General features: G+C 50.7%; 18 protein-coding genes. 2 read left to right on the plus strand and 16 right to left on the minus strand.

The annotated features are described in order from the left end of the window. Positions 1–140: 140 nt before the first annotated feature. The 14 genes from ACKI3C_RS05095 to ACKI3C_RS05160 all read right to left on the minus strand — a co-directional run bounded on the left by ACKI3C_RS05095 (position 141) and on the right by ACKI3C_RS05160 (position 17,527). Positions 141–1,181 (minus strand): porin, encoded by a 1,041-nt coding sequence (locus ACKI3C_RS05095; RefSeq protein ID WP_407402704.1) that lies wholly within the window; start codon positions 1,179–1,181, stop codon positions 141–143. 75 nt (positions 1,182–1,256) lie between these two features. After that, positions 1,257–2,249 (minus strand): redoxin domain-containing protein, encoded by a 993-nt coding sequence (locus tag ACKI3C_RS05100; protein WP_407402706.1) that lies wholly within the window; start codon positions 2,247–2,249, stop codon positions 1,257–1,259. Further along, positions 2,246–5,257, minus strand: coding sequence for a glycoside hydrolase family 3 N-terminal domain-containing protein (locus tag ACKI3C_RS05105; RefSeq protein ID WP_407402708.1), 3,012 nt, complete (start codon positions 5,255–5,257; stop codon positions 2,246–2,248). Before ACKI3C_RS05105 ends, ACKI3C_RS05100 begins: the two co-directional genes overlap by 4 nt. Positions 5,258–5,323: 66 nt before the next feature. Continuing rightward, the gene (locus tag ACKI3C_RS05110; RefSeq protein WP_407402710.1) at positions 5,324–6,841 is read right to left on the minus strand and encodes a bifunctional metallophosphatase/5'-nucleotidase; all 1,518 of its coding nucleotides are present in this window, start codon (positions 6,839–6,841) and stop codon (positions 5,324–5,326) included. Between the two features lie 284 nt (positions 6,842–7,125). After that, on the minus strand, positions 7,126–7,707 hold the full coding sequence (locus tag ACKI3C_RS05115) for an LURP-one-related/scramblase family protein (protein ID WP_407402712.1): 582 nt from the start codon (positions 7,705–7,707) through the stop codon (positions 7,126–7,128). Between the two features lie 119 nt (positions 7,708–7,826). Continuing rightward, entirely contained in the window at positions 7,827–9,344 is a 1,518-nt protein-coding gene (gpmI, locus tag ACKI3C_RS05120) for a 2,3-bisphosphoglycerate-independent phosphoglycerate mutase (protein ID WP_407402714.1), read from the minus strand. 781 nt (positions 9,345–10,125) lie between these two features. Beyond that, positions 10,126–11,478 (minus strand): Ig-like domain-containing protein, encoded by a 1,353-nt coding sequence (locus tag ACKI3C_RS05125; RefSeq protein WP_407402716.1) that lies wholly within the window; start codon positions 11,476–11,478, stop codon positions 10,126–10,128. A gap of 120 nt (positions 11,479–11,598) precedes the next feature. Beyond that, a complete protein-coding gene (locus tag ACKI3C_RS05130) occupies positions 11,599–12,603 on the minus strand; it encodes a glycosyl hydrolase 53 family protein (RefSeq protein ID WP_407402718.1) in 1,005 nt (334 codons plus the stop codon). Positions 12,604–12,957: 354 nt separating this feature from the next. Continuing rightward, complete coding sequence (gene rplS, locus ACKI3C_RS05135) at positions 12,958–13,320, minus strand: 50S ribosomal protein L19 (protein ID WP_407402720.1); 363 nt, start codon at positions 13,318–13,320, stop codon at positions 12,958–12,960. A 156-nt stretch (positions 13,321–13,476) separates the two neighbouring features. Further along, on the minus strand, positions 13,477–14,061 hold the full coding sequence (locus tag ACKI3C_RS05140; protein ID WP_407402722.1) for a DUF3109 family protein: 585 nt from the start codon (positions 14,059–14,061) through the stop codon (positions 13,477–13,479). 33 nt (positions 14,062–14,094) lie between these two features. Beyond that, complete coding sequence (gene cdaA / locus ACKI3C_RS05145; protein ID WP_407402868.1) at positions 14,095–14,859, minus strand: diadenylate cyclase CdaA; 765 nt, start codon at positions 14,857–14,859, stop codon at positions 14,095–14,097. Between the two features lie 22 nt (positions 14,860–14,881). After that, positions 14,882–15,739 (minus strand): dihydropteroate synthase, encoded by an 858-nt coding sequence (gene folP, locus ACKI3C_RS05150; RefSeq protein WP_407402724.1) that lies wholly within the window; start codon positions 15,737–15,739, stop codon positions 14,882–14,884. A gap of 77 nt (positions 15,740–15,816) precedes the next feature. Further along, entirely contained in the window at positions 15,817–17,166 is a 1,350-nt protein-coding gene (locus ACKI3C_RS05155; RefSeq protein ID WP_407402726.1) for a sodium-dependent transporter, read from the minus strand. A 52-nt stretch (positions 17,167–17,218) separates the two neighbouring features. Next, positions 17,219–17,527, minus strand: coding sequence for a hypothetical protein (locus ACKI3C_RS05160; RefSeq protein ID WP_407402728.1), 309 nt, complete (start codon positions 17,525–17,527; stop codon positions 17,219–17,221). Between the two features lie 152 nt (positions 17,528–17,679). Here ACKI3C_RS05160 and ACKI3C_RS05165 point away from each other — a divergent pair, with 152 nt between their 5' ends. Both ACKI3C_RS05165 and ACKI3C_RS05170 read left to right on the plus strand, forming a co-directional pair. After that, positions 17,680–18,138 (plus strand): VanZ family protein, encoded by a 459-nt coding sequence (locus ACKI3C_RS05165; protein ID WP_407402730.1) that lies wholly within the window; start codon positions 17,680–17,682, stop codon positions 18,136–18,138. Between the two features lie 303 nt (positions 18,139–18,441). Then, the gene (locus ACKI3C_RS05170) at positions 18,442–20,118 is read left to right on the plus strand and encodes a DUF4153 domain-containing protein (RefSeq protein ID WP_407402732.1); all 1,677 of its coding nucleotides are present in this window, start codon (positions 18,442–18,444) and stop codon (positions 20,116–20,118) included. Positions 20,119–20,162: 44 nt separating this feature from the next. Here the strand turns inward: ACKI3C_RS05170 and ACKI3C_RS05175 are convergent, their stop codons facing one another. Then, positions 20,163–20,792, minus strand: a complete 630-nt coding sequence (locus ACKI3C_RS05175) for a hypothetical protein (protein WP_407402734.1) — start codon at positions 20,790–20,792, stop codon at positions 20,163–20,165. Positions 20,793–21,230: 438 nt separating this feature from the next. Beyond that, positions 21,231–22,283 carry an outer membrane beta-barrel protein gene (locus ACKI3C_RS05180; protein WP_407402736.1) on the minus strand — a complete coding sequence of 351 codons (1,053 nt, stop codon included), beginning with the start codon at positions 22,281–22,283 and terminating at the stop codon, positions 21,231–21,233. Positions 22,284–22,360: the final 77 nt, after the last annotated feature.

The following is a 22,360-nucleotide window of genomic DNA, read 5'->3' on the forward strand; positions in this document are numbered from 1 at the left end:
ACCAAAGCAGCATGATTCCCAAATAGGATACAACTTCAAAAAACAGAACTTGTGTGATAATCGCCTATATACAATTATCCCTGCCGGCAAATTGCTGGCAGGGATAATTCTTAATAGCCTATTTCGGTCTAGATTCTTCTTTAGAACGCTACTTGCACTTGGGTGAGTATGTTGTTCTCACCGTCACCGCGGCCTGCCCACTTGTGGTGGGTGTAGTTGAGCTGCACGCGGCATGCCTTGTAGAACCAGTACTGCACACCGGCAGTGTAGCGGTTCTGAACGCCCTGGAAGTTATTGAGGTGATCGTAAGATGCAACGAGGTCAAGCTTCTTTACCACGTTGTTGACCGACATGGTTGCATAGCCGCCATTGCTGTTGTAGTCGCCGTCCTTGCCCCACATGTACTCGGCACGCAGGTTAACGGGTTTTGTCTTCAACTGACAACCTGCTGCAAATCGGTTGCGGGTAAAGTTGCCGTTGTCGGAAAATCCTGTCACGCCTGGAGCAGCATCACACACGTTAACGCCGTCTTCATTCTTGTGTACTGCCACGTTGCCCTTGCCTAGAATCATCGAACCGCTGAGCATGAGTTCCTTCACTGGACGCACCGAGAGGCGTGCCACGAAGTCTTTCTGCGAATTGATGTCCTTGCAGTTGCGTCCGGCGCCATTCATCACTGCTAGGTCATAAGAGAGTTTCTTGTTGAGCAGGTCGCCATACACTGTAATACCGATGTCACGGCCTGCGCCAGCGGGCATCATGAGAGGATTGCTACCCATCACCATGTCGGTGGTAACGAGCGAAGTGAGGTTGATGGTCTCGAGGATAACAGGCGCAATGGGGTTTTCGATAGAGAACGGTGTCTTGAACTGCCCCACCTTGATGTTCACAGCCTCGCAGGGACGGTAGTTTACCCACAGCTCATGCATCGAGGTCTTGCGAAAGTCATACATGAACTCAGCGCTGAATTTGTCGTTGAGTTTGGCATCAGCGATAAAGATGATCTTATCCACCGAGAACTCATTGCTGGGTGTGGACTTGTCGTGATACTGCCAGCCTGCCATTGCATAGCCGTTGAAGTGGAAATGCTCGCCGAGCGATTTGAGCCATGACGGTTTGTTGTCCTGGGCTAAGCCCGAAATTGTCACTAAGGATAAAAGTAATGCAAATATTTTTTTCATTAGCCTGATTTATATTGTTAATATAATGTGTATCCTGCCACGTTATCACACGAGCAGGATACACCCTAGTCTGTTTTACTTAAAGAGATCATCAACTGTCTTGATGAGTTCCTCGCCTCCTAGACCGCGCTTCACAATCTTGCCTTCGGGGTCGATGAGCATGATGTGGGGAATGCCAGGAATGCCATAGATGTCGGTGGGTTCGGTCCAGTTCTTGCCATTCATCACCACAGGCCACTCGATCTTGAGCTCTTCCATAGCCTTGGCAGTTGCCTCGTCCTCGTCCCACACTGCGATGCCCACAAAGTTCATCTTGCCGTTGTACTTGGCATAGAGTTGCTTGATGTTGGCAACTTCTTTGCGGCAGGGACCGCACCAGCTTGCCCAGAAGTCAACAAGGGTATATTTGCCATTGCCTGCATAGTCACTGAGTTTCTCGCCCTTGGCGTTGGCAAAGTCGGTGAACTTCTTGCCCTCGGCTGTGTTTTCCTTAGCCTCGGCATCTTTCAGGGCCTTGCCCACACGCTTGAGGTCTTTCCACTCGGCGGGGAGTTCCTTGAGCATGTCTTCTATCTGCGCCACAGTAAAGTTGTTATACATGAGATAGTAGTTGAATGCCCAGGGGCCTATACCATTATCCTTGTTATCCTTGTAAGCCTTTTGGAATATTGCAGCCTCGGCTTCGTCGCCATCGGCTTTCTCGAGTTCAGCATCAATGGCATTAAGCTTGTCGTTGAGAGCTGTGCCTGTTGCCTTGCCGTCTTCCCAGTTGATCGTAATCTCGCCAGCCTCAACGATGAATCCCAGCTTGCCGTCAACCACAAGTCGTGCCATGAACGAGCCTGCTACTGAATCCTGGAACACAACTTCCTTGCCCTTGACAACTTCCTGCGCGATAGTGTCGCCGCTGTCGTAACTGGTGAGATAAGCAGTCTCGCCATCGGCCGAGTCATCAGCAAATTTCACTGTGATTTTATACGGTTCTTTCTTGATTTCTTCTTGGGTTCCGTCGGTCGTGCACGACACGATGGCCAGCATTGAAATTGCTGCGAATAATAATTTTTTCATTTCTTGATTGATTTATAAATTAATGAATGAATGTGCGAACGGGCGCTGATGCGTCCAAAGTTGAGATTGCTGCGTGTGGGACTCACACGGTTGCTCAAGAATATGTAGAACATATCGTTGGCGGGGTCAACCCAGAAACAAGTGCCAGTGAAGCCTGTGTGACCGAATGTCTCGGGGGTAGCCTCTTCGCAGGTGTTTGATGCGTCGGGGTTGCCCACAACAGGTTTGTCAAATCCCAAACCGCGGTGGCTGCGGGGACTCTTGTCGGTAGTGAACAACTTCACAGTCTCGGGTTTATAGTAACGCTCGCCGCCGTAGGTTCCGCCATTGAGCCACATCTGCAACAGCTTGGCCAGGTCGTTGCCGGTTGAGAACAAGCCCGCATTGCCCTGAACTCCGCCCGAGAAGGCTGCGAGCTCGTCGTGCACATAGCCGTGGATGTGCTGGCGACGCAGGTAGGTGTCAACCTCGGTGTAGGCTATCTCGTCGCGATCGAACTTCTCCAGCGGGCGATACATTGTGTGGTAAGCGCCCAGCGGACCGAAGATGTTGTCATGAGTTATCACATTGAGAGGCTGATGGGTGATATTCTCTACCGCATTAGCCAGCAAGCTGAAGTTAAGGCAACTGTAAAGATATTTCTTGGGGCCGAGCTTCTCGGCATAGATGCGGTTCATGATTGAGTCGTAGGTGCACTTGCCGCCCCATATTCCGTCAGCAATTTCAATGTTGAACACATCGGTCTTCTTGTCCGACAAGATGTCGGTGCGCAGCTTGGCGTCCTTGTGACCGTAAGCACCTGCCATGATAAGGATTGTGTGGTTAGCATCTTTCTTGTTGGTGATGAGAGCGCCTTTATAAGTTTTGGGATCCATCATCATCTGCCACATACTCAATGAAGGCGGCATGCCTGTCTCGTGGTAGAGCAAGCTGCGGAATGTCATGTCTTGCTTGTCGGGACGGCGCAATCCGGGAATATACTTGCTTGCAGCCTCGTCGAGCTGGAAACCGCCGTTGTCATACACCTTCATCACTGCGCTCAACGTGCCTGTCGCCTTCGACACCGATGCCAGGCCGTAAAGGGTATTGTCGGTCACCTCGATTCCGGTGCCGTAAGCTATCTCGCCGAAACTCATCTTTGCCACAATCTTGCCATGACGACCCACGATGACCTGACAGCCGGGGAATGCTTTCTCGCGCACACCCAGCGATGCGACCGAGTCGATCTGGTGCAGCAGGTAATTGTCCATGCCCACCTCGGCAGGAACGGTATAACCCAGGCGTGTGGCGTCGTAGGTGATGCCTGTGCCCACTGCATACTGCTTGTCACCGCACTTGAGCGAAATGGGAAGATGACCCTTTGCAGCATTGCCGCCGAAGATTGTCTGCACTGCATAGTCTTCGGCTATATCACTTTTCTCGTAGGTGAGAACAACGGCCTTCACGTTAGGATTGTTTATTGCCGACGAATATTTCTCGATGTCATAGGCATGGGTCATGAGGACAAGCACGATGTTGTCACACGTTGGCAACAGTGCGTTGACCGAAGCGGCAAAAGGAGATTCCTTGTCGCTCTCCACACCCACGATCAGTGTGTTGAAGTTGCCAGCCTTGACCTTGGCAGCGACTGCCGAAGCCGACTCCTTGTTAAGGTCAAATGCAGTGACCTCGGCATAGTCGTCGGCACGATCATGGAACATCGACTTGAGTCCCTTGTCGCTACCCATTGTGACTACCGCAATGCGGTTTTTCATCAGATTGCCCAACGGAAGGATCGAACCTTCATTTTTAAGCACCGTGACCGAACTTGACGCCAAGCGATGCTTGACCACATCGGCCTGGCCCTTGTTGAGGTCATCCTTGAGGCTGGTTGCGGCAACAGTCTGCTTCTGGGTAAGGCCCAGCGCATATTTGTATCGCAATATCTTCTTGCATCGTTCGTCGATGTCTTTCTGTTTCAGGCGTCCGGCTTCTATTGCCATTTTCACTGCTTTGAGTTCGCCATCGGCATTAAGCGGCATGAGCAGCACGTCGTTGCCTGCAAGCAATGCGTTCACACAGGGCGAACCGGGCATCGCAAGGGCTCCTTGCATGTTGAGAGCATCGGTGAATACCAATCCTTGAAATCCCATCTGCTTCTGCAGCAAGTCGGTAACGCACTTCCTTGACATTGTGGATGGTTTGCGTTCCTTTTCTATTGCAGGCACATAGAGGTGTGCAGTGAGCATGCCCGACAGGCCTGCATCGATATACTTGCGGAACGGCGCGAACTCACACAGCGACAACTCGTCGATACTCTTGTTAATCACGGGCAATGTCTTGTGCGAATCCTCCGATGATGAGCCATGGCCGGGAAAATGCTTGCCCACTGCCATCACACCGCCGTCTTCAAGTCCACGGGCATAAGCAATGCCGTGACGGGCCACGAGGTCGGGATCCTCGCCAAACGAACGGGTGCCTATTACCGGGTTCTGCGGATTATCGTTCACGTCGAGCACCGGTGCAAAGCTCACATGGATGCCCATGCGGCGCAGCTGACGTGCCATCTCACGGCCATACTCATAGAGCAAACGGTCGTCGTCGATAGCACCTAGCACCAGGTTGCGCTGGAAGTGAGGCACGCCTGGCATGCGCATCGACAGTCCCCACTCGGCATCGATAGTAATCATCAACGGCACCTTTGCCATCGACTGGGCCATATTGGCTGTCTTGGCAAGTTCGTCCATGTCAGAGTCCATGTAGATGAGCCCGCCCACCTGGTTCTTCGCCACGTAGTTCTCTAGGCGGGCACGCGATGGTTCATCACTGCACGAAGCCACACACATGACAAACAACTGGGTGATGCGCTCGTCGGGGGTCATCTTGGCAAAAGTAGATTCCACCCACTCTTCCATCTTGGCCTTGTCGGTTTTCTTCAGCATGTTGGGCTGCTTAGCCTCGCCACGTGCCACACTGGCAAGTGTCATGGCTAGCATCAAGGCCACGGTAAACATTCTTGTTAGTTTCATAGAGGTCAAAATTAAGAAGAGGGTGTGCCATAAGACACTACGACACACCCTCTGTATAGGTTATTCTTATTTTTTCACCATGCGCCAGCCGTCGGCACCATTGATCTTCTTGCCGGCTGCCTTGAGCTCCTTCACGTAGTCAAGGATGTGATCGCCATACTTCACCTCATCGACCCACAGGCGTTTTGCATCTTTGAATGACTGCATGTAGTCACCGCCGTTGGCAAGGTAGTCGATAGTTGCTACGTTGTAGATCTTCTTGGGATCAATATTCTTGCCGTTGATCTTTGCGGTAAGGAGCTCGCCTTTGTCGTTGAACGTAGCGCTGAGTTCCTTGCTCACGCAGTCACCGCCACGGCCTGCCATCACCTTGAGTGCATCGATAAGGCCCTGGCCTGTAATCTCAAGCACCACGTAACGGTTGTCGAAGGGGAACATCGAGCCGATGAGTCCCTCGCTTACCATACCCTCGGGCATGTTCACGCGGATACCGCCCTTGTTCATGATAGCGCAATCAACTTTCTTCACGCCCGAAATCTTGCGTATGATTTCAAGAGAAGCGTCGCTCACCCAGTTCTGCAGGGGAGCCTCGCTATTCTTCATTGCGCGAGCGCTCTCGCTCACAGGCAGGTTCATGAGTGAATCCACACCCTGGCGATAGGGCTTCAGCCAGTTGTCCATTGCCACATATTTCTTGGCTGCCTCGTCCCAGGTCTTATCTACGGCAATCTGGTTATACACAACCTTGCCAGTTTCGAGGTCGAGGTCGTAGGTTGACACGATTTTGCCCCACTTGCCGTTCTGACCCACTGTGATAGGTTTGCCATCGGCATTCATTACGGTTGCCTCGGGGGTGCCGGGCTTAACGGTCGAGTGAGAGTGACCGCCTATCACGAGGTCAATGTAGTGGCTAGACTTTACCACGTCCTGATCGTTAGGTTCGCCGGGGGCATCACTCACATAACCGATGTGCGAGAGCATCACCACGTAGTCAACCTTCTGCACCTCCTTGAGATACTTGGCAGTGGCGTCGGCAACGTCTATCGAAGGCAGGTAACGCAGTCCCTTACAGTTCTTGTCGCTCACGAGGCCGGCAGGCTGCACATTGATGCCCATCACAGCCACACGCTTGTCGCCGAATGCCTTGATCATGTATGGCTTAACCAGACCAGCCATCTTTGTGTCGCTGAAGTCATAGTTTGCGCTCAGCAGTTCAGCCTTCACGTTCTTGTAGTAGTGGTAAGTGCTGTCGATGCCATTGTCCATCTCGTGGTTACCCCATATCACTGCATCATAGCCCAGACTGTCGATAACAGCATATTCAACCGCACCGCCATAGAGCGAGAAGTAAACGTTGCCCTGAACCGCATCACCAGCGTGAAGCGTCATGGTGTACTTGTTCTCGCTGCGCACCTTGTCATAGATAGCACGACGACGCAGCGCGCCGCCTTTATTGTCGCTAGCAGGGTCTATCTGGCTGTGAGTGTCGTTTACAGCAATGATAGTCACATGCTCAGCCTGCACCGCAGGAGCCAAAGCCATCGCAGCAAGGCCAACAATGAAAATGTTCTTTAATGTCTTCATAAATCAAATTATTTATAGATATTTATTATGCACAATTTTTCAATTTACAAAGATACTACTTTTTCTCAAACCCACCACAACAAAACCCCAACAAAACAAGCAGTATTCACAAAATCCTAAGTTCACAAAACCTCCCCTACCACTCATCGCCAGCGAGAAACCTCCAGCGAGCCACCGTGGCAAGCGGTTTTGCCGCTTGCATCACCCACAAAAAAACGCCCCAAATACAGGGCGCTTTTCTGTCCTTGCCATCCACAGGCAATTTGCTCATAAATGACAAAAATCTATTTATTGTTCTCCTTGAAAATCATATCCAGGCCCGAAGCAATGGTCAGAATCGTCTGACGCAGAACCTCATCGTTAAGGTCGGGCGAAACAAAGACATTGTACTTGTCGGCAGTGGTGAACATCTCACGCACCAATGACCCCATCTTCTTGTTTATGGCGCCTATGTTGTTGCCATTTCCATCATAGATGACAAAATCCCAAGCCAGAAAATCTCCTTTTATCTCACCAAGCTTGTTGCCGTTGACACCCATGATTTCAAAACGAGGCGTGAGGCCAAATTTCTGCTTCACAGTTGAGATGTGTACTCCACGGGCATCGTGCATCTTGAGCGTTGACATGAACAGCGTAACACCCTTAGAGAGAGTTGCTATCACATTGCCGCGAGCATCCGACAGTTCAAGCCTGAAAGGCATTACATCTTTAGACGTCAACATCGACAAAGCCATACTGGCTATCGAACGTTTTTCTTTGCACACACCTATCTGGACACCCTGCGAGTCATAGATTTTATATTCGTTGCGCATGATTGTCACCTTCTCGTCAACGAACAATGAGTTATTCAAGAAGAAACTATCCATTTATTTTCAATTATTTGAATCGTAAATACTCACATTAGATCTAATACAAAACTCCCACAGCAACACATAGCACAAGCTACGCAGCAGTGTGGGAGTATTGTATTTTTAGCAATCCTTAATTACTTAGAGATTAGGCCTGTGCCAGTCATGTCGGCGGGCTGCTCAAGACCCATGATCTGGAGGATTGAGGGAGCCACGTCGGCGAGGCGGCCATCGGCAACCTTAGCGTCCTTGTTGGCAGTGACATAAACAAAGGGAACGGGATTCAGCGAGTGAGCAGTGTTCACGCTGCCGTCCTCGTTGATAGCGTTGTCGGCATTACCATGGTCAGCGATGATAATTACCTCATAGTCGGCAGCCTTGGCAGCCTCAACGGTCTCCTTGACGCACTCGTCGATGGTAACGACTGCCTTCTCGATTGCCTCATAGATGCCAGTGTGGCCCACCATGTCACCGTTAGCATAGTTCACAACGATGAAGTCATACTTATTCTCACCGATGGCAGCAACCAGCTTGTCCTTAACCTCGTAGGCGCTCATCTCGGGCTGCAGGTCGTATGTAGCAACCTTGGGAGAGTTAACCAGAATGCGGTCCTCGCCCTCGAAGGGAGTCTCGCGACCGCCGTTCAGGAAGAATGTCACGTGTGCATACTTCTCAGTCTCAGCGATGTGGAGCTGCTTGAGGCCCTTGCTTGCCACGTACTCGGCCAGCGTGTTGCCCACGTTCTCCTTGGGGAAGAGGATGTGAACGCCGGTGAACGATGCGTCGTAGGGAGTCATGCAGTAATACTGCAGGTCCTTGATAGTATTCATGCCAGCCTCGGGCATATCCTGCTGTGTGAGAACAACGGTGAGCTCCTTAGCGCGGTCGTTGCGGTAGTTGAAGAAGATAACCACGTCACCTTCCTTGATGGTGCCGTCAACTGTAGTGTTAACGATGGGCTTGATGAACTCATCGGTAACGCCCTCGGCATAAGACTCCTCGATAGCCTGTGTCATGTTGTCGCTCTGCTTGCCCTCGCCGCTGATGAGCTGGTCATAAGCAACCTTAACACGCTCCCAGCGTTTGTCGCGGTCCATTGCATAGTAGCGGCCAATAACGCTTGCCACTACACCTGCACTCTGGGCGCAATGTGCCTCAACGTCGGCAACAAAGCCCTTGCCGCTCTTGGGATCGGTGTCGCGGCCATCCATGAAGCAGTGGATGAGCACCTTCTCCAGGTCGTAAGCCTTAGCCAGGTCGCACAGTGCGAACAAGTGGTCGAGCGAACTGTGAACGCCGCCGGTTGAAGTGAGGCCCATGAAGTGGATGCCCTTGCCATTCTTCTGAGCGTAAGAGAATGCGTTGACGATTTCTTCGTTCTTAGCGATGCTACCGTCAGCAATAGCGCGGTTAATCTTCACAAGGTCCTGATACACAACGCGGCCGGCGCCAATGTTGAGGTGGCCCACCTCGCTGTTACCCATCTGACCGTCGGGCAGTCCCACGTTCTCACCGCTCGCCTGCAGCTGGCTGTTGGGATAGTTAGCGATAAGACTGTCCCAGTAAGGAGTGGGAGTGCTGAAAATAACATTGCTCTTGGCCTGAGGACCCACGCCCCAGCCATCAAGAATCATCAATAAAGCTTTCTTTGCCATAATTCTATTTTGTAGTTTTTATATATTTTCTATTTCAACCAACAAAGGTACAACAATTTGACGAAAAACGAAAGACGAAGGACGAAAAAAAACGAAAGACGAAGGACGAAGGACGAAGGACGAAGGACGAAAGACGAAGGACGAAAGACGAAGGACGAAAGACGAAGGACGAAAGACGAAGGACGAAAGACGAAGGACGAAAGACGAAGGACGAAGGACGAAAGACGAAGGACGAAAGACGAAGGACGAAGGACGATTTCAGTGCGGCCCCTCCGAGGCCGTTAGTTTTATATACTCCTTTCCGACGGACTGCGTCCGCCGGTTACGATGCAATAAGGCGGTTCCACCGCCTACACCGCCTACACCATAACCCTAGTCGTCACCCCCTCGCGCACCGGCAGTATCACTAACCTGACCGAACATGCCTTAAAGTGAAACATACTTGACGGGAAACCCGTCACACTGCATCGTAACCGGCGGTCGAAGACCGTCGGTAGGTCGCCAGACCGTCGGACGGGGAGCCATCCACCACACCGGCCTCAGCAGAGGCCGCACTGTATCGTAACCGGCGGTCGAAGACCGTCGGACGGGGAGCCATCCACCACACCGGCCTCGGCAGGGGCCGCACTGCATCGTAGCCGATGGTCGCCAGACCGTCGGATGGTTCCGCCGTTGCGGGCGCGAGCACTCCGTGCCCGCCGTGTGCCGGCAACCGCTACTTGCCCGCATACGGCACTTAATGGGGATTGTTTTGTTCTTTTTTAGGGGTGGATAGATACAGTTATTCTGAGCCAACCCACACAGCCCGGACGCTTTGTCCGTAGTAACGTTCGATGCCGTCCCAATCCACGTTGTCCGAATCGAAGCTCAGGCCGTAGGCGTTGCCGCTGTTGCTAGTGTAGAGCGAACTCGACCAGTAGTCGCCGTAGGAACCCTCGCTGCTGAGGCTCGCGTCGTCGCGGTAGCCTGCGGCGGGCATGAAAATAGAGTTTCCGTTGCTCTTGCTCGTTATCTTGCGACCTGTGACACCGTTCACTGTCACCCACTCGGTAGTCGTGTAAGCACTATTGTAAAGGTCATCTATCTCCTGCGAGGTGGGCATGCGCCAGCCTGAACCCCAGTTGGCGGTGGCTGCATCGTCCTCGGGGTCAAGTACGGTCTTGTTGTCCACTGTGCCGTCACTTGAACTTGTGCAATATTTGGTCAAGGTATTATTACTGCCGTTGAACCACTTGTAGTTCGACCAGTCGAAATTGTGGCTCTCGCCCTTGGCGTAGCCCTTGGTCTCGCCCCAAGCGTAGTACAGGCCGCTCTCCTCGGGCTTGTCGGCACCCACATTGCAGGTCGCCCACAGCACGCCGCTGGGAAGGCCAAGGTCAACATACTCGCGGCCAACGGAGTCCTTGCCCGACTTGTCCTTCTTCTTCACAGTCACAGCGCACTCGGCTTTCACACCGCTGCCGTCGGTGGCGCGGCATGTGATAACCGCTGTGCCGTAGCCCATTGCAAGGATTTGGCCGTCCGACAGCTTGACTACGCTCTCGTCGCTGCTCTCCCATGTCACCTCCTTATTGTCGGCATCGGCTGGCAACACTGTAGCGGTGAGCATGGGCATGAACTCGTTGGGCTGCATCTCCAGTGTGGTCGCGCTCAGCTGGATAGCAGTCACTGGCTGAGTGGGAACCTCGGTAGTGAGAACCCTTATATGATTGCCATCGTCATAAATTGAACATATCATGCAGCCGGGCACCAATTTCTTTACCTCAATCCAACTCACAGGCTTGCCCGTATTGTCATAGAAGATGATAATGCCCTGGTAAGGCAGGAACTCCCATGTAGTCACTTCGCCATAGTCCGACACGTAATCAGTTGTTCCGTCGCTGTTGAGGGTGAAGTGGTCGCTCTTGGTCTTATACCATGTACCCACTACGCGGCTGTTGTCAACCATATACGGGTCGCCACCAACCTGAATATACTGGATGGCACGATTGCCAAGAACGGTGTTAACGCTCTCGTTCACATCGACAATATTAATCACACCGTCGTCGTTCATGTCGCCCTTGACCAACTGGGCATCTACCTGCTGGGCACACATGCCACACAGCAGGGCCAAAATCATAAATACTTTTTTCATTCGAATTGATTATATTAGTTATCTTTCAATATGCAAAATTAATACATTCTTACGAAAAACGAAAATATTTCCACTCTTAACTACTCTTATTTCTTATCTCTAATCTCTAATCTTTAATCTCTATTTACCAGCGGCTTCGGTGAAGGCGTCCATGATGATGGTGGGGCGGTGGTCCTTGAAGGCGCCCAGGGGATACTGGCCTTCGAGCTCGGGAGCCCAGTAGAATACACCGTGGCAGTGACCATCGCAGTCGTTCATAGCGGCGTCAATGATAGCTTTCATGATCACCTTGCCTTCCTTGGGTCGGGCAACTTCCACGCCGGTCTCCACGACCATTGTCTCCACTCCATATTTCTCGCTGATGCGCTTTATGTTCTTGGGGAAATCCCTGATCGTGCCGTGATAGTCGGTCTCGAGTTTCGAGTCTATGTCCCAGTAGGGATAGACACTCACGCCTATCATGTCATATTTCACCCCATGCTCACGCAGCCCGTCAAAGATGAAGTCATATCTTGCGGGATCGCAAGCGCAATCTAGGTGTATGATGGTCACGGCATCGGGATAAACCTTTTTCACAGCCTTGCATCCTGCTTGCGTGAGCCCTGCATACTGCTTCATATTGTCTTGGGCTCGTCCCATGGGCCACAAGAAGCCATTGGTGGTCTCGTTGCCCACCTGCACCCACTTCACATCGATGTCGTGCTGCTTGAGCAGTCGCAATGTCTCCTCGGTGTGACGCGCAAGAGCCTTCTTCATCTGTTTGTAGTTCAAGTCTTTCCACGCAGCAGGGATGTTCTGCTTGGCAGGGTCGGCCCACCAGTCGCTGTAGTGGAAGTCAATCATGACGGGCATGCCGAGCGCCTGTGCACGCAGTGCCATCCTGAGCACGTCTTCCTTGTTACAGAACCCGCCCTTGGGGTCAACCCACACGCGCAGACGTATGGCATCAAGCCCCAGTTCCTTCATCAGCTGGGTATTCTCACGAGGTTCGCCGGCTGCATTATACAACTGCACTCCCCTACTCTCCAACTCTGTGGTACCGCTTATGTCAGCCCCAAGCCAAAACTTGTCCTGCGCCGACAACTCAATGGCTAAAATAGCCATAAACAATAATAAAGTCTTCATATAAAAAAATGTTTTATTGCGGCCCCTTCGAGGCCGTTAGTTTATTTGTTTTCTCCGACGGCAAAAGCCGCCGGTTACGATGCAATAAGGCGGTTTCACCGCCCACATCATCCGAATGTCAACATCACTTACCAAGCCTCACACGACGGACGCAATCTCGCTCGAAGGTTGAGAACATGCATGACGGGGAACCCGTCACAATGTATCGTAACCGGCGGTCGACCGACCGTCGGACGGCAGCACACACATGAACACCGGCCTCGAAGAGGCCGCACTGCATCGCAAGCAATCTAAGAAAAAACCGCAGCACATGCAAGATGTACCACGGTTCTATAAGTCTGTCCAAGCTGTGCTTTAGGCTTCCTTCTTGACAATGCGACGCTCTTTGATGCGAGCCTTCTTGCCAGTGAGTTTGCGCAGGTAGTACAGTTTAGCGCGACGCACCTTACCATGCTTGTTGATAACGATGCTGTCGATGAACGGAGACTCGATGGGGAAGATACGCTCTACACCGATGTTGTCGCTGATCTTGCGAACGGTGAAACGCTTCTTGATGCCTTCGCCTGTAATTTTGATTACAACGCCACGGTACTGCTGGATACGCTCCTTGTTACCCTCCTTGATGCGATAAGCCACTGTGATAGTGTCACCGGGGAAGAATTCGGGAAGCTCCTTGCCTGTAGCAAATGCTTGTTCTGCAACTTTAATTAAATCCATTGTTTTTGTGTAATTTAGTGTTATTTGCTTCGCGCAACTTTCACAAGCCACTCGGTCTTCTTGTCAGAGGTTGCACAAAATGCGGTGCAAAATTACAAAAATTATTTCATTCTGCAATGAAAAAAAGATATTTTTTTATCTCGATTTAATCGTTGCCTAATCGCTGAGGTATTGCTTGATGTAGAGTTCGCAGTTGGCCACGAGCTCGTCATACCACTCTTGTCCGAAGCGGTCGATGAGCGGTTGCTTGAGGAACTGATACACCCTGATGCCCTCCTTGCGTCCCAGCACCTCGGCGCACTTGCATATCTTCCAGCGGTTGTAGTTCACCGCAGTGAACGTGGAGAATTCCTTGATGCGCACAGGGTAAAGGTAGCACGAGATGGGTTTGCGAAAGTCTATCTTACCAGCCCGGTAGGCCTTCTCGATGGCACATGAGCACAAACCACCGGGTTCGTAGCAAGTGAACACACAGTTCTTGCCGTCGATGATCTGTGTCACAAGTTCGCCTTCGGGGTCGTGGTAAGCAACGCCGTTTTCCTTGATTTCCTGTTGTGCGCGAGGCAGCAGGTCGTCCCAGATATCGGGCAATATCTCTTCTATTTTCTTGCGCTCGTCCTCGGTGAGGGGTGCTCCGGCATCGCCCTCGATGCAGCATGCTCCCAGGCATGTGTCAAGGTCGCAGCAAAAGAATCGCTCTACCAGCTCTAGGCTCACTAATGTCCCTTGTATATCAAACATAGATATTTCTATTTAGGTGGATTCAATAAATGTTTACTCGAGATTGGCGAGTGCATGTTCGAGCTCGGTGCTCGACAGTTTCAGGTGTATTTCTCCCTTGTAGGCATAGGAGATGTGTCCGGTCTCTTCACTCACCACTATAGCCACAGCGTCGGTGGCCTGGGCGATGCCCAGGGCCGAACGGTGGCGCAGTCCCAAGTAGCGCGGCAACGACGTGTCGTGCGACACTGGCAAGATGCAGCCTGCGCTCTTCACTTTGTTTCCGTCTATGATCATGGCGCCGTCGTGCAGCGGGCTGTTCTTGAAGAATATGTTCTCAATCAGGCGGGTATTGATGTTAGCGTCAATCACATCACCCGTGCGCTCATAGCCTTCTAGGGGCATTTGCCTCTTGACGACAATTAACGCGCCAGTCTTGGACTTTGACATGCTCATGCAAGCATACACCACAGGCAATATCCATTTGTTCTCGTCATCGCCCTCGGCTTTGCTCCTGAATGCCTTGGCTATGAACCCCCACCCCTTGTGTGAGCCCAGCTCAATGAGGAAACGCTTAATCTGCTCCTGGAACAGGATGACAATGATAAACAGGCCAATGTCGACAAACTTGTCCATGATGGTTCCTATGAGTCGCATGTCAAATATCTTGTACATCACGATCCAGGATATCACAAACGCTAGCACGCCGATGAAGATGTTGAGTGTGCCCGAAACCTTCATTGTGCGATACAGGTAGAACAACAGCGTTGCCACCAGCAAGATGTCAATGAGGTCCTTGATGCCGAATAATGAAAATATCGATGTAGGCATAATTTCTCTCTTATTTTATTGCGTAGCGCTGCGTCGCACACACGATTTCACGTGCCTCCACAGCCTCACGCACGTCATGCACTCTAATTATATGGGCACCTGCCATCAATGCTATTGTATTCACGGCAGTCGTGCCATTCAATGCCCGCGCGGGGTCAACTCCAAGCTTCTTATATATCATCGACTTGCGCGACACACCCACCAGCAGCGGAACCCCAAGTTCGCGGAATCGCTCCAACCCGGCAAGCAACTCATAGTTTTGATCCAGAGTCTTGCTGAACCCGAAGCCGGGATCCACGATGATGTCTTTAGCACCCAGCGCACGCAACTGCTCTATGCGCGCTCCCAGCCATTCCACCACATCGCAGGTCACGTTGTCATAATCTGTCAACTGCTGCATTGTGGCTGGCGTGCCGCGCATGTGCATCAGCACATATGGCACTTGCAATGATGCCACGGTTTCAAACATCGCATCATCAAGCGAGCCGCCCGACACGTCGTTCACCATGTCCACGCCCAGCTCTTCCACTGCCACCCGAGCCACATGGGTACGGAATGTATCGACCGATGTAGCCATGCCTGGGGCTTCACGCTTCACCACTTCGACGGCACGACGCAGTCTTGCCACTTCCTCGGCAGCTGTGACATCGGCGGCTCCAGGACGGGTCGAGTAAGCGCCTATGTCTATCACGTCGGCACCTTGCTCCACTATCTCCTTAACGCGCATCGATATCGCTTCCTCGTCGGTCGCACGGCAACCGGCGTAAAACGAGTCAGGGGTCACATTGAGGATGCCCATCACAAGCGGACGGTCACACTTCAGTTCCCGGCCACGAAGCGACAGTGTGAATGGCGTGAATTTTCTCATCGCAGGTCTTGTTTCGTTATCTTGTGCGAAATTACTAGTTTTTTCCTTCAATCACAAATATTTTGGACACAAAAGCCTCACAGCAGCCAGTTGAATGCGCCTAAACCATATAAAAACACCAAAACAATAGATATCGGGGCAACATATTTCAAGCAGAATATGATGGGACGGGCCATTTTCACTTTCAGTTTCCCGTGGTTGCTCAACTCGTCTTCCACAAGCCGGCGGTCTATCACCCACCCCATGAGCACAGAGAAGAATATTCCGCCCAGCGGCAGCAACACGTTTGACGACACATAGTCGAACAACTCAAACAGTGTCATCCCGAAAATCTTGAACTCTGACAGCACGCCGAACGACAATGCGCACAACGCTCCCAGCACAACTGCAAGTGCGGTGTTGAGCAGCGAGGCATTGCTACGGCTCATGCGCAGTTCCTCGCCGAAGTAGGCTATTGATATCTCGCTCATCGATATCGTGCTCGTTATCGAAGCCATGAACAGCAAGAAGAAGAACAATATCGACAGCACATATCCGCCAGGCATCTGCTGGAATATCGACGGCAGCACCTCGAAAATCAGCTTCGGCCCCGCCTCGGGAGTCATCCCGTAAGAGAACACTATGGGGAATATCATTATGCCGGCTAGCACAGCCACCAGCGTGTCGAGTATCGCGACCACTGTCGCATTCTTCACCAGCGAGTCGCTGTCCTTGAAATAAGACGCGTAGGTCAGCAGGCACGACAGTCCCAGGCTCAACGAGAAAAACGCCTGACCCATTGCGCCTATCGCCACATGCGGCGTGATGGCGCTGAAGTCTGGGCTAAACAGGAACTTCAATCCTTTCTCTGCGCCTGGCTGTAGCATCGAGTTCACGCAGAACACCATGAGAAGCACAAAGAGCAACGGCATCATCACGTTGGCCACCCGCTCTATGCCATTCTTCAATCCACGTCTGAGCACCAGGAAGTTAGCGATCAAGAACAGCACGGTCCACAACACGCTGCGATAAGGATCGGCCACGAACTGCTCAAACTCGGCATTATGGTCTTGAGCGCTGATGAGTTTGCCGCTTATTGCCTGTATCAGGTACTCGACAATCCATCCGCACACCACGCTATAGAAACTTATGATAAGGATTGAGGCCGTGATACACACTGCCGAGAACCAGTGGGACTTGCCACCAGGCGACAACTGCCGCAACGCTCCGCACACATTCTTATGGGTGTGCCTGCCTATCACGAATTCGGCCACAATCACCGGAACGCCCATTATGACCACACATAGCAAGTAGATTGCTATGAACGCAGCCCCTCCGTGCTGGCCTGCCTCGTAGGGGAATCGCCATATATTACCTAGTCCCACAGCCGACCCCACGGTTGCTGCTATCGCTCCTAGCCGAGTTGCAAATTGTCCTCTTTCTGTCATCTAAATTTCCTTTACTTAATTTATATTCTTTTTCTAGCGGGTACTGTTCCGGTCAAAATCCAGGCACAGGGTCAAGCCTGCGGTCGGGCGCCTGATGCCCTCGCTCTGTTCCTGTTTTCTTTTTTGACTTGCTCTTTTTTTTAGATTGCTTCCTGGCGGGCAGCGAGTCACGCGATGCCGCAATAGAGTCACAGCGTTGCTCAAACACGACAACTGCCGCACTATCTACTGCATCGGGCGACGACTCTGCTCTCTGCGCAATCACCAGTGCCAGCACCGCTGCTGACAGTAACATCAGCACCGCAACTGCACCTATTCGCTCATGGCGGGTGATTGTGAAGAAATCTTTAATCGTTCCCATTTAAGTGCAAAAATAGTAATTTCCGCAGTATTTACACATTTTTTTGCAAAAAAACTTCATATTTCCATATTTTTGCACTACATTTGCACCACATAGCATGGACACCGTGCCCATAAACCCTATTTTAATACACATAATCACGTCTTGACTAAATGCGAAAACTAATTCTCGCTATACCATCAGGAATACCATCGGCCATCGTGGTCGCTCTGGTTGCCTATTTTTCCCTGACCGACAATCCGGTGGGGACCACTATTTCTTTATTTCCTGGCAGCGACAAGATAGCACATTTCATCATGTATTTTGTCACAACCACTGCCTTTATCTATGACTACGTTAAGCACAAATACCCTCACCACACCGTTTTGAGCAAGGAAATACTCATCACGTGCATTGCGGCAATCATCGGGTTGCTCATGGAGTGCGGGCAACTTGCGCTTAGCAACCACCGTTGCTTCGAGACTCTCGACATCGTGGCCAACACGGCAGGAGCTTTCTCTGCTCTTGGACTGTTGAAGCTGTTCCTCATCCACCGCTTCCGCAAGTTCTTCGGCGGAAAGCACCACCATCACCATCACCACCATCATCATCACCACCACAGCGAGCAATAGGTTCACACAAAAAATAACTGGATTCACACATCGCACCGCCGTCCAGCATTGATAGTGTCACAGCAATTATTACTTTTGTGACACACAATCGGTATGTTACGTCATAACAACTATACACCAATAGTGTTTTTTGCTGACTCACCGCGCAGATTTCACGGATCTCAAAGATATTTTAGTTGAAGAAATTAAATATTAATAAAATCATCTGTGAGAGTGAGATCGGCACGGAGATTTCCATTGGGAAATAGTTACCACGTCATAACAGGTTGCTTATTTATTCCTTATTAATTTTACAAACCTATTATGAAACCATCATTCAAGAACCCTTTCGCTCAGCTTGTGGCACAAGCACCGCTAGAAACCCTCACTTGCACCCTTTTCACAGTTCTTACAGTCGTACTCCATCATTTTGAAACAAAGGGCTATGAGAATTTGCCGCACATTGAGGCCTATTTCCCGCTTTTCTTTGCCTCATGCTTTATTCCCAACCTGCTGTTTGGCAAGCAGCAACGCTTATTATACTGGTTAGTCGGAATTACAGGAGTGTCTTTGTTGTCGATTCTGTCAATATACCTTTCATTCTCCCCGGGTCCGACATGGTTTTTGATGTCTTATGCCGCAGCAGGTGGCGGCATCTTCCTCTGCCTGCGCGACACACAAAGCGAAGAGATGCTATCGGCACGTATCATCACATTTCTTGTAGATGCAAGCCTCGCTATGTTCACCGCACTCATCATCTATTTCATAGATATGTTCATCGCCTATACCGCTGAAACTCTTTATCATAACAACTCATGGTTTGTGTACTGTTACCAGTGGAACTTGTACTTTATCACTCCACTCATGTTTGTCGTGCTCCACTTCAGGCACAACGGCGACGCATTGAGTAATACCGCAGCCCCATTCCTGCGTACCATCGCCCATTATGTGATTTCACCAGCCATTGTGCTCTACACCTTATTCTTATATTTATATGCAGGTTCTTCTTTTGTCGGCATGAAACTGCCCGAAGGAGGAGTGGCTACTCTCATTGTCTCGCTTTATGCCGCTACTCTGCTTGGTTACACAATGCACCTGTGTGCACCATCGCGCTTCTTCAACTGGTTCTACAAGTGGTTTGGAGTGATCAGCATCCCGCTGCTAGTGCTATTCTGGTGGGGCATCTCACACCGCGTCATGGAATATTCACTCACCGAGAACCGCATCTATATCCTGGCAATGGGGACTCTTTTCACTGTTGCATCGCTACTGCTCTCCCTAAAACGCGGCAACCACCTGAAACTCATTCTCGGTGGTGCCACCGCCATCATCGCCCTGTTCACATTCATTCCAGGCATCACTGCACAATACATCGGAATCAATGCACAGACGGCAAGGCTCGAGAAGTCAATGGACGCACTGGGCACACGCGACCTTGACGGGAATTTCACGCCGTTCAGCAGACAATATCTTGACAAACACAATAAGGAGATTGTGCAAATGCAGGCTGCCTACTCCTACCTTTGCAATGTGTTAGGATACAGCCAGGTAAATGAAGAATACAAATCGCTCAAAGAAAGCGGCATCCTGGACATAAACACCACCAATGGGCTCGACGAGTTCCCTGTGTTCTTCATCAGCCTTGATCGTGACCAACCTGTCAACACCACAACCCTAGGATATCCTTATTTCTATGGATCAACCAACAGCTCAAATCAGGATTTCAATGTAGATACCGATTCTGACGTCATCACTGCCAAACTAAACGACAAGGTAATCCTGCAAGAATGCATCCACGTCGATGCCATCAGCAAAGCCTTGCAAGACCATCACGGCATCGGTCACATAAAAACAAACGATGTCGAAACATTCATTTACCGCAACGACTCGGTGTGCATAGTCCTAGACAGGTACGATGTCATTACTAGCGGCACCGCCCTCAACGGATATTCAGGCTTAAACGGCCATTCAGGCAACCTCTTCGCAAAGAAACCGCTATAACCATCCTGTGGTCTTGCCAGCCTCTTCGTGGCTGGCAAGATCTCTCACTTGTGTCCTGTGAGCCTGTTGTATATGTTAGTGATGATGCCAGCAAAGTTTTCAGGCTTGTCCATCGTGGTATAGCCGTCTTCACTCTCAACACCCACCTTCACGGCAGGTTTGTTCATCATCGACAACAACTGCTTGTAAGTCACAGGATACAGAGCGTATGACAACGTAGAAGTGTAAGTGTGTCGCTCCGGGATCACCGCAGTGAAATAGTGGGGAGTGATATACACATTATCAGTATAGGGGCTATACACGTAGTCATACCCCACTTGCTCGTCAACTATGCGTTCACTCTCGCTCACCGTTGTCTCTTTGTTGTATTCCTTATCATAGATATTCTTCAACGTGATCACCTCGCCGTCGGCGAGTTCCACACGCAGGCACTCTCCTTTTGCAAACAGACCATGGATTGACTTCTCGTCCGACGTGAGCAATAGCCCTGCCACTGTGTCGGTCTTATTGATGCGGCAACCCAGAGCAATGTCCATATTGCCCATCATGTGTTTGTTAGTCGTGAGCACAGTGCGCACTCCATCCATATCGGTCGAGTCCATTGCGATGTCTCCCATGAGACCGCAAGAAGTGAGCATTAACGCCGAAAACAGCGTAAAAACTAATTTCTTCATAATCAAAACTTATACATTACAAGGCCACAACTTGAGCCATTCACACTGCAAAGTTATATATATTTATCGATTCATTACACACCAGCGCCTCATTTTTTATTCAAATCTCGTGATTCTTATACTCTTCTATCCTATTGTACTTTTCCAAATAGGAGAGTGTGTCAACACACGAAATGGCGGCGCAATGCAAGCGCAATGCTGTAACTTGCCCAAGGAACGCCCTGGGAAACAGACGGCAACACCAATGCACCCTGCATGGGCGTTACCCCACCAAAACGTATTTTGACACACCCTCGAAGAAATGTATCATCAACCGCGTCCAGCAGGACGCCAGTCGAAACAAATTGAAAAACTAAAATGGTTTCAACATGCGAAGCTCAAGTTTTTTTCCCTCAGTTAAATAATTCGCGCAATCTGCGAGAGAAATAGCAAAAGGGGTCAGAACATGATGGAGGCGCCCACCGAGAGGTTCTTGTTCTGCTTGATGGTGTAGCTATCATCATCCGACATGTTGACGAGCCCGCGTGCCATGCTTGCGTGCACTTGGAAAGCGCGGTAACGCAGCCCCAGACCGTATTCTATCGAGGCGTTGAAGCGTTTCCAGCCCAGCGTATTTTCGTAGATGTCGTCAAAACTGGTGTCCTCATATCCCGGAATATCGTAGTAGGTAAGTTTGCCGCCTAAGCCGTAGTCCAGACCCGCACCGCCGAAGAAAAACAGGTTGAACTTGTCGTTGAAGTGCAGACGGTACTCAAGGTGAATGGGGAGGTAGAGGTTGTGCTCCTCTAGGCGACCCTTGCAGGTCAGGGGCTTGCCATACTCGTCCTCCACAGCGACATTGCTGGCACTTGAGAAGTAGTATTCATAGTACAAGCCGGTGTTGAGCGCAAAGCCATACTTGAACTGCGGCTCAAAGCGGATACCAATCTGGAATCCGGGGACAGACTTGCTGCCATCCCAGTAACCGAATTTTTCAACCGTGCCGCCCTGCTTCATCACCCACTGCTTGGAAACATAGCCCAGCGAGACTCCCACGGTCTTAGCATCGGTGGGCGAATTCCATCCAGCAGGCTCCTTCTTCTTGGGCGTGTAGTCGTAGTTACTGTTGCTATAACTACCAGAACTATAGGTAGAACCAGAATTAGACGATGATGTTGACGAAGAACTTGATGTAGATGAGGGTCTCGTGGTCGTACTTGATGATGTAGATGATGAAGTTGATGAAGTTGATGTAGATGATGTAGATGAGGGCTTGTTGTTACTCTGGGTTCCCGCCGAAGTACTGCTCGTGCTTGAGGGCTTCTGCATGAGTCTGGGGTCCACCTTTCCCATCTTATCAAGCTCAGCAAGCATGTCGTCGATGGTGGTGCTGTTATAGACACCATTAAGTTTTATCCAGTCGCCAACAATTTTACCGTTCCTGTAGAACGCTATGGCCTTTATGTCGCTTTCCTTTAACTTAAGTATATTTGATCTATCAGATTCGGTCACAATAGGACACAAAGGACTTATTATGATATCTTTTTCAGAGGCAATTTTTTTAACGTTGTATGTATAACTTGTGTAAC

The organism is Sodaliphilus sp., assembly GCF_045598405.1.
Lineage (GTDB): Bacteria > Bacteroidota > Bacteroidia > Bacteroidales > Muribaculaceae > Sodaliphilus > Sodaliphilus limicaballi.

Excerpts from the sequence above, each read along its gene's own strand:
- ACKI3C_RS05095 (WP_407402704.1), bottom strand. The coding sequence starts at position 1,181 with ATGAAAAAAATATTTGCATTACTTTTATCCTTAGTGACAATTTCGGGC.
- ACKI3C_RS05100 (WP_407402706.1), bottom strand. The coding sequence starts at position 2,249 with ATGAAAAAATTATTATTCGCAGCAATTTCAATGCTGGCCATCGTGTCG.
- ACKI3C_RS05105 (WP_407402708.1), bottom strand. The coding sequence starts at position 5,257 with ATGAAACTAACAAGAATGTTTACCGTGGCCTTGATGCTAGCCATGACA.
- ACKI3C_RS05110 (WP_407402710.1), bottom strand. The coding sequence starts at position 6,841 with ATGAAGACATTAAAGAACATTTTCATTGTTGGCCTTGCTGCGATGGCT.
- ACKI3C_RS05115 (WP_407402712.1), bottom strand. The coding sequence starts at position 7,707 with ATGGATAGTTTCTTCTTGAATAACTCATTGTTCGTTGACGAGAAGGTG.
- gpmI (WP_407402714.1), bottom strand. The coding sequence starts at position 9,344 with ATGGCAAAGAAAGCTTTATTGATGATTCTTGATGGCTGGGGCGTGGGT.
- ACKI3C_RS05125 (WP_407402716.1), bottom strand. The coding sequence starts at position 11,478 with ATGAAAAAAGTATTTATGATTTTGGCCCTGCTGTGTGGCATGTGTGCC.
- ACKI3C_RS05130 (WP_407402718.1), bottom strand. The coding sequence starts at position 12,603 with ATGAAGACTTTATTATTGTTTATGGCTATTTTAGCCATTGAGTTGTCG.
- rplS (WP_407402720.1), bottom strand. The coding sequence starts at position 13,320 with ATGGATTTAATTAAAGTTGCAGAACAAGCATTTGCTACAGGCAAGGAG.
- ACKI3C_RS05140 (WP_407402722.1), bottom strand. The coding sequence starts at position 14,061 with ATGTTTGATATACAAGGGACATTAGTGAGCCTAGAGCTGGTAGAGCGA.
- folP (WP_407402724.1), bottom strand. The coding sequence starts at position 15,739 with ATGAGAAAATTCACGCCATTCACACTGTCGCTTCGTGGCCGGGAACTG.
- ACKI3C_RS05155 (WP_407402726.1), bottom strand. The coding sequence starts at position 17,166 with ATGACAGAAAGAGGACAATTTGCAACTCGGCTAGGAGCGATAGCAGCA.
- ACKI3C_RS05160 (WP_407402728.1), bottom strand. The coding sequence starts at position 17,527 with ATGGGAACGATTAAAGATTTCTTCACAATCACCCGCCATGAGCGAATA.
- ACKI3C_RS05165 (WP_407402730.1), top strand. The coding sequence starts at position 17,680 with ATGCGAAAACTAATTCTCGCTATACCATCAGGAATACCATCGGCCATC.
- ACKI3C_RS05170 (WP_407402732.1), top strand. The coding sequence starts at position 18,442 with ATGAAACCATCATTCAAGAACCCTTTCGCTCAGCTTGTGGCACAAGCA.
- ACKI3C_RS05175 (WP_407402734.1), bottom strand. The coding sequence starts at position 20,792 with ATGAAGAAATTAGTTTTTACGCTGTTTTCGGCGTTAATGCTCACTTCT.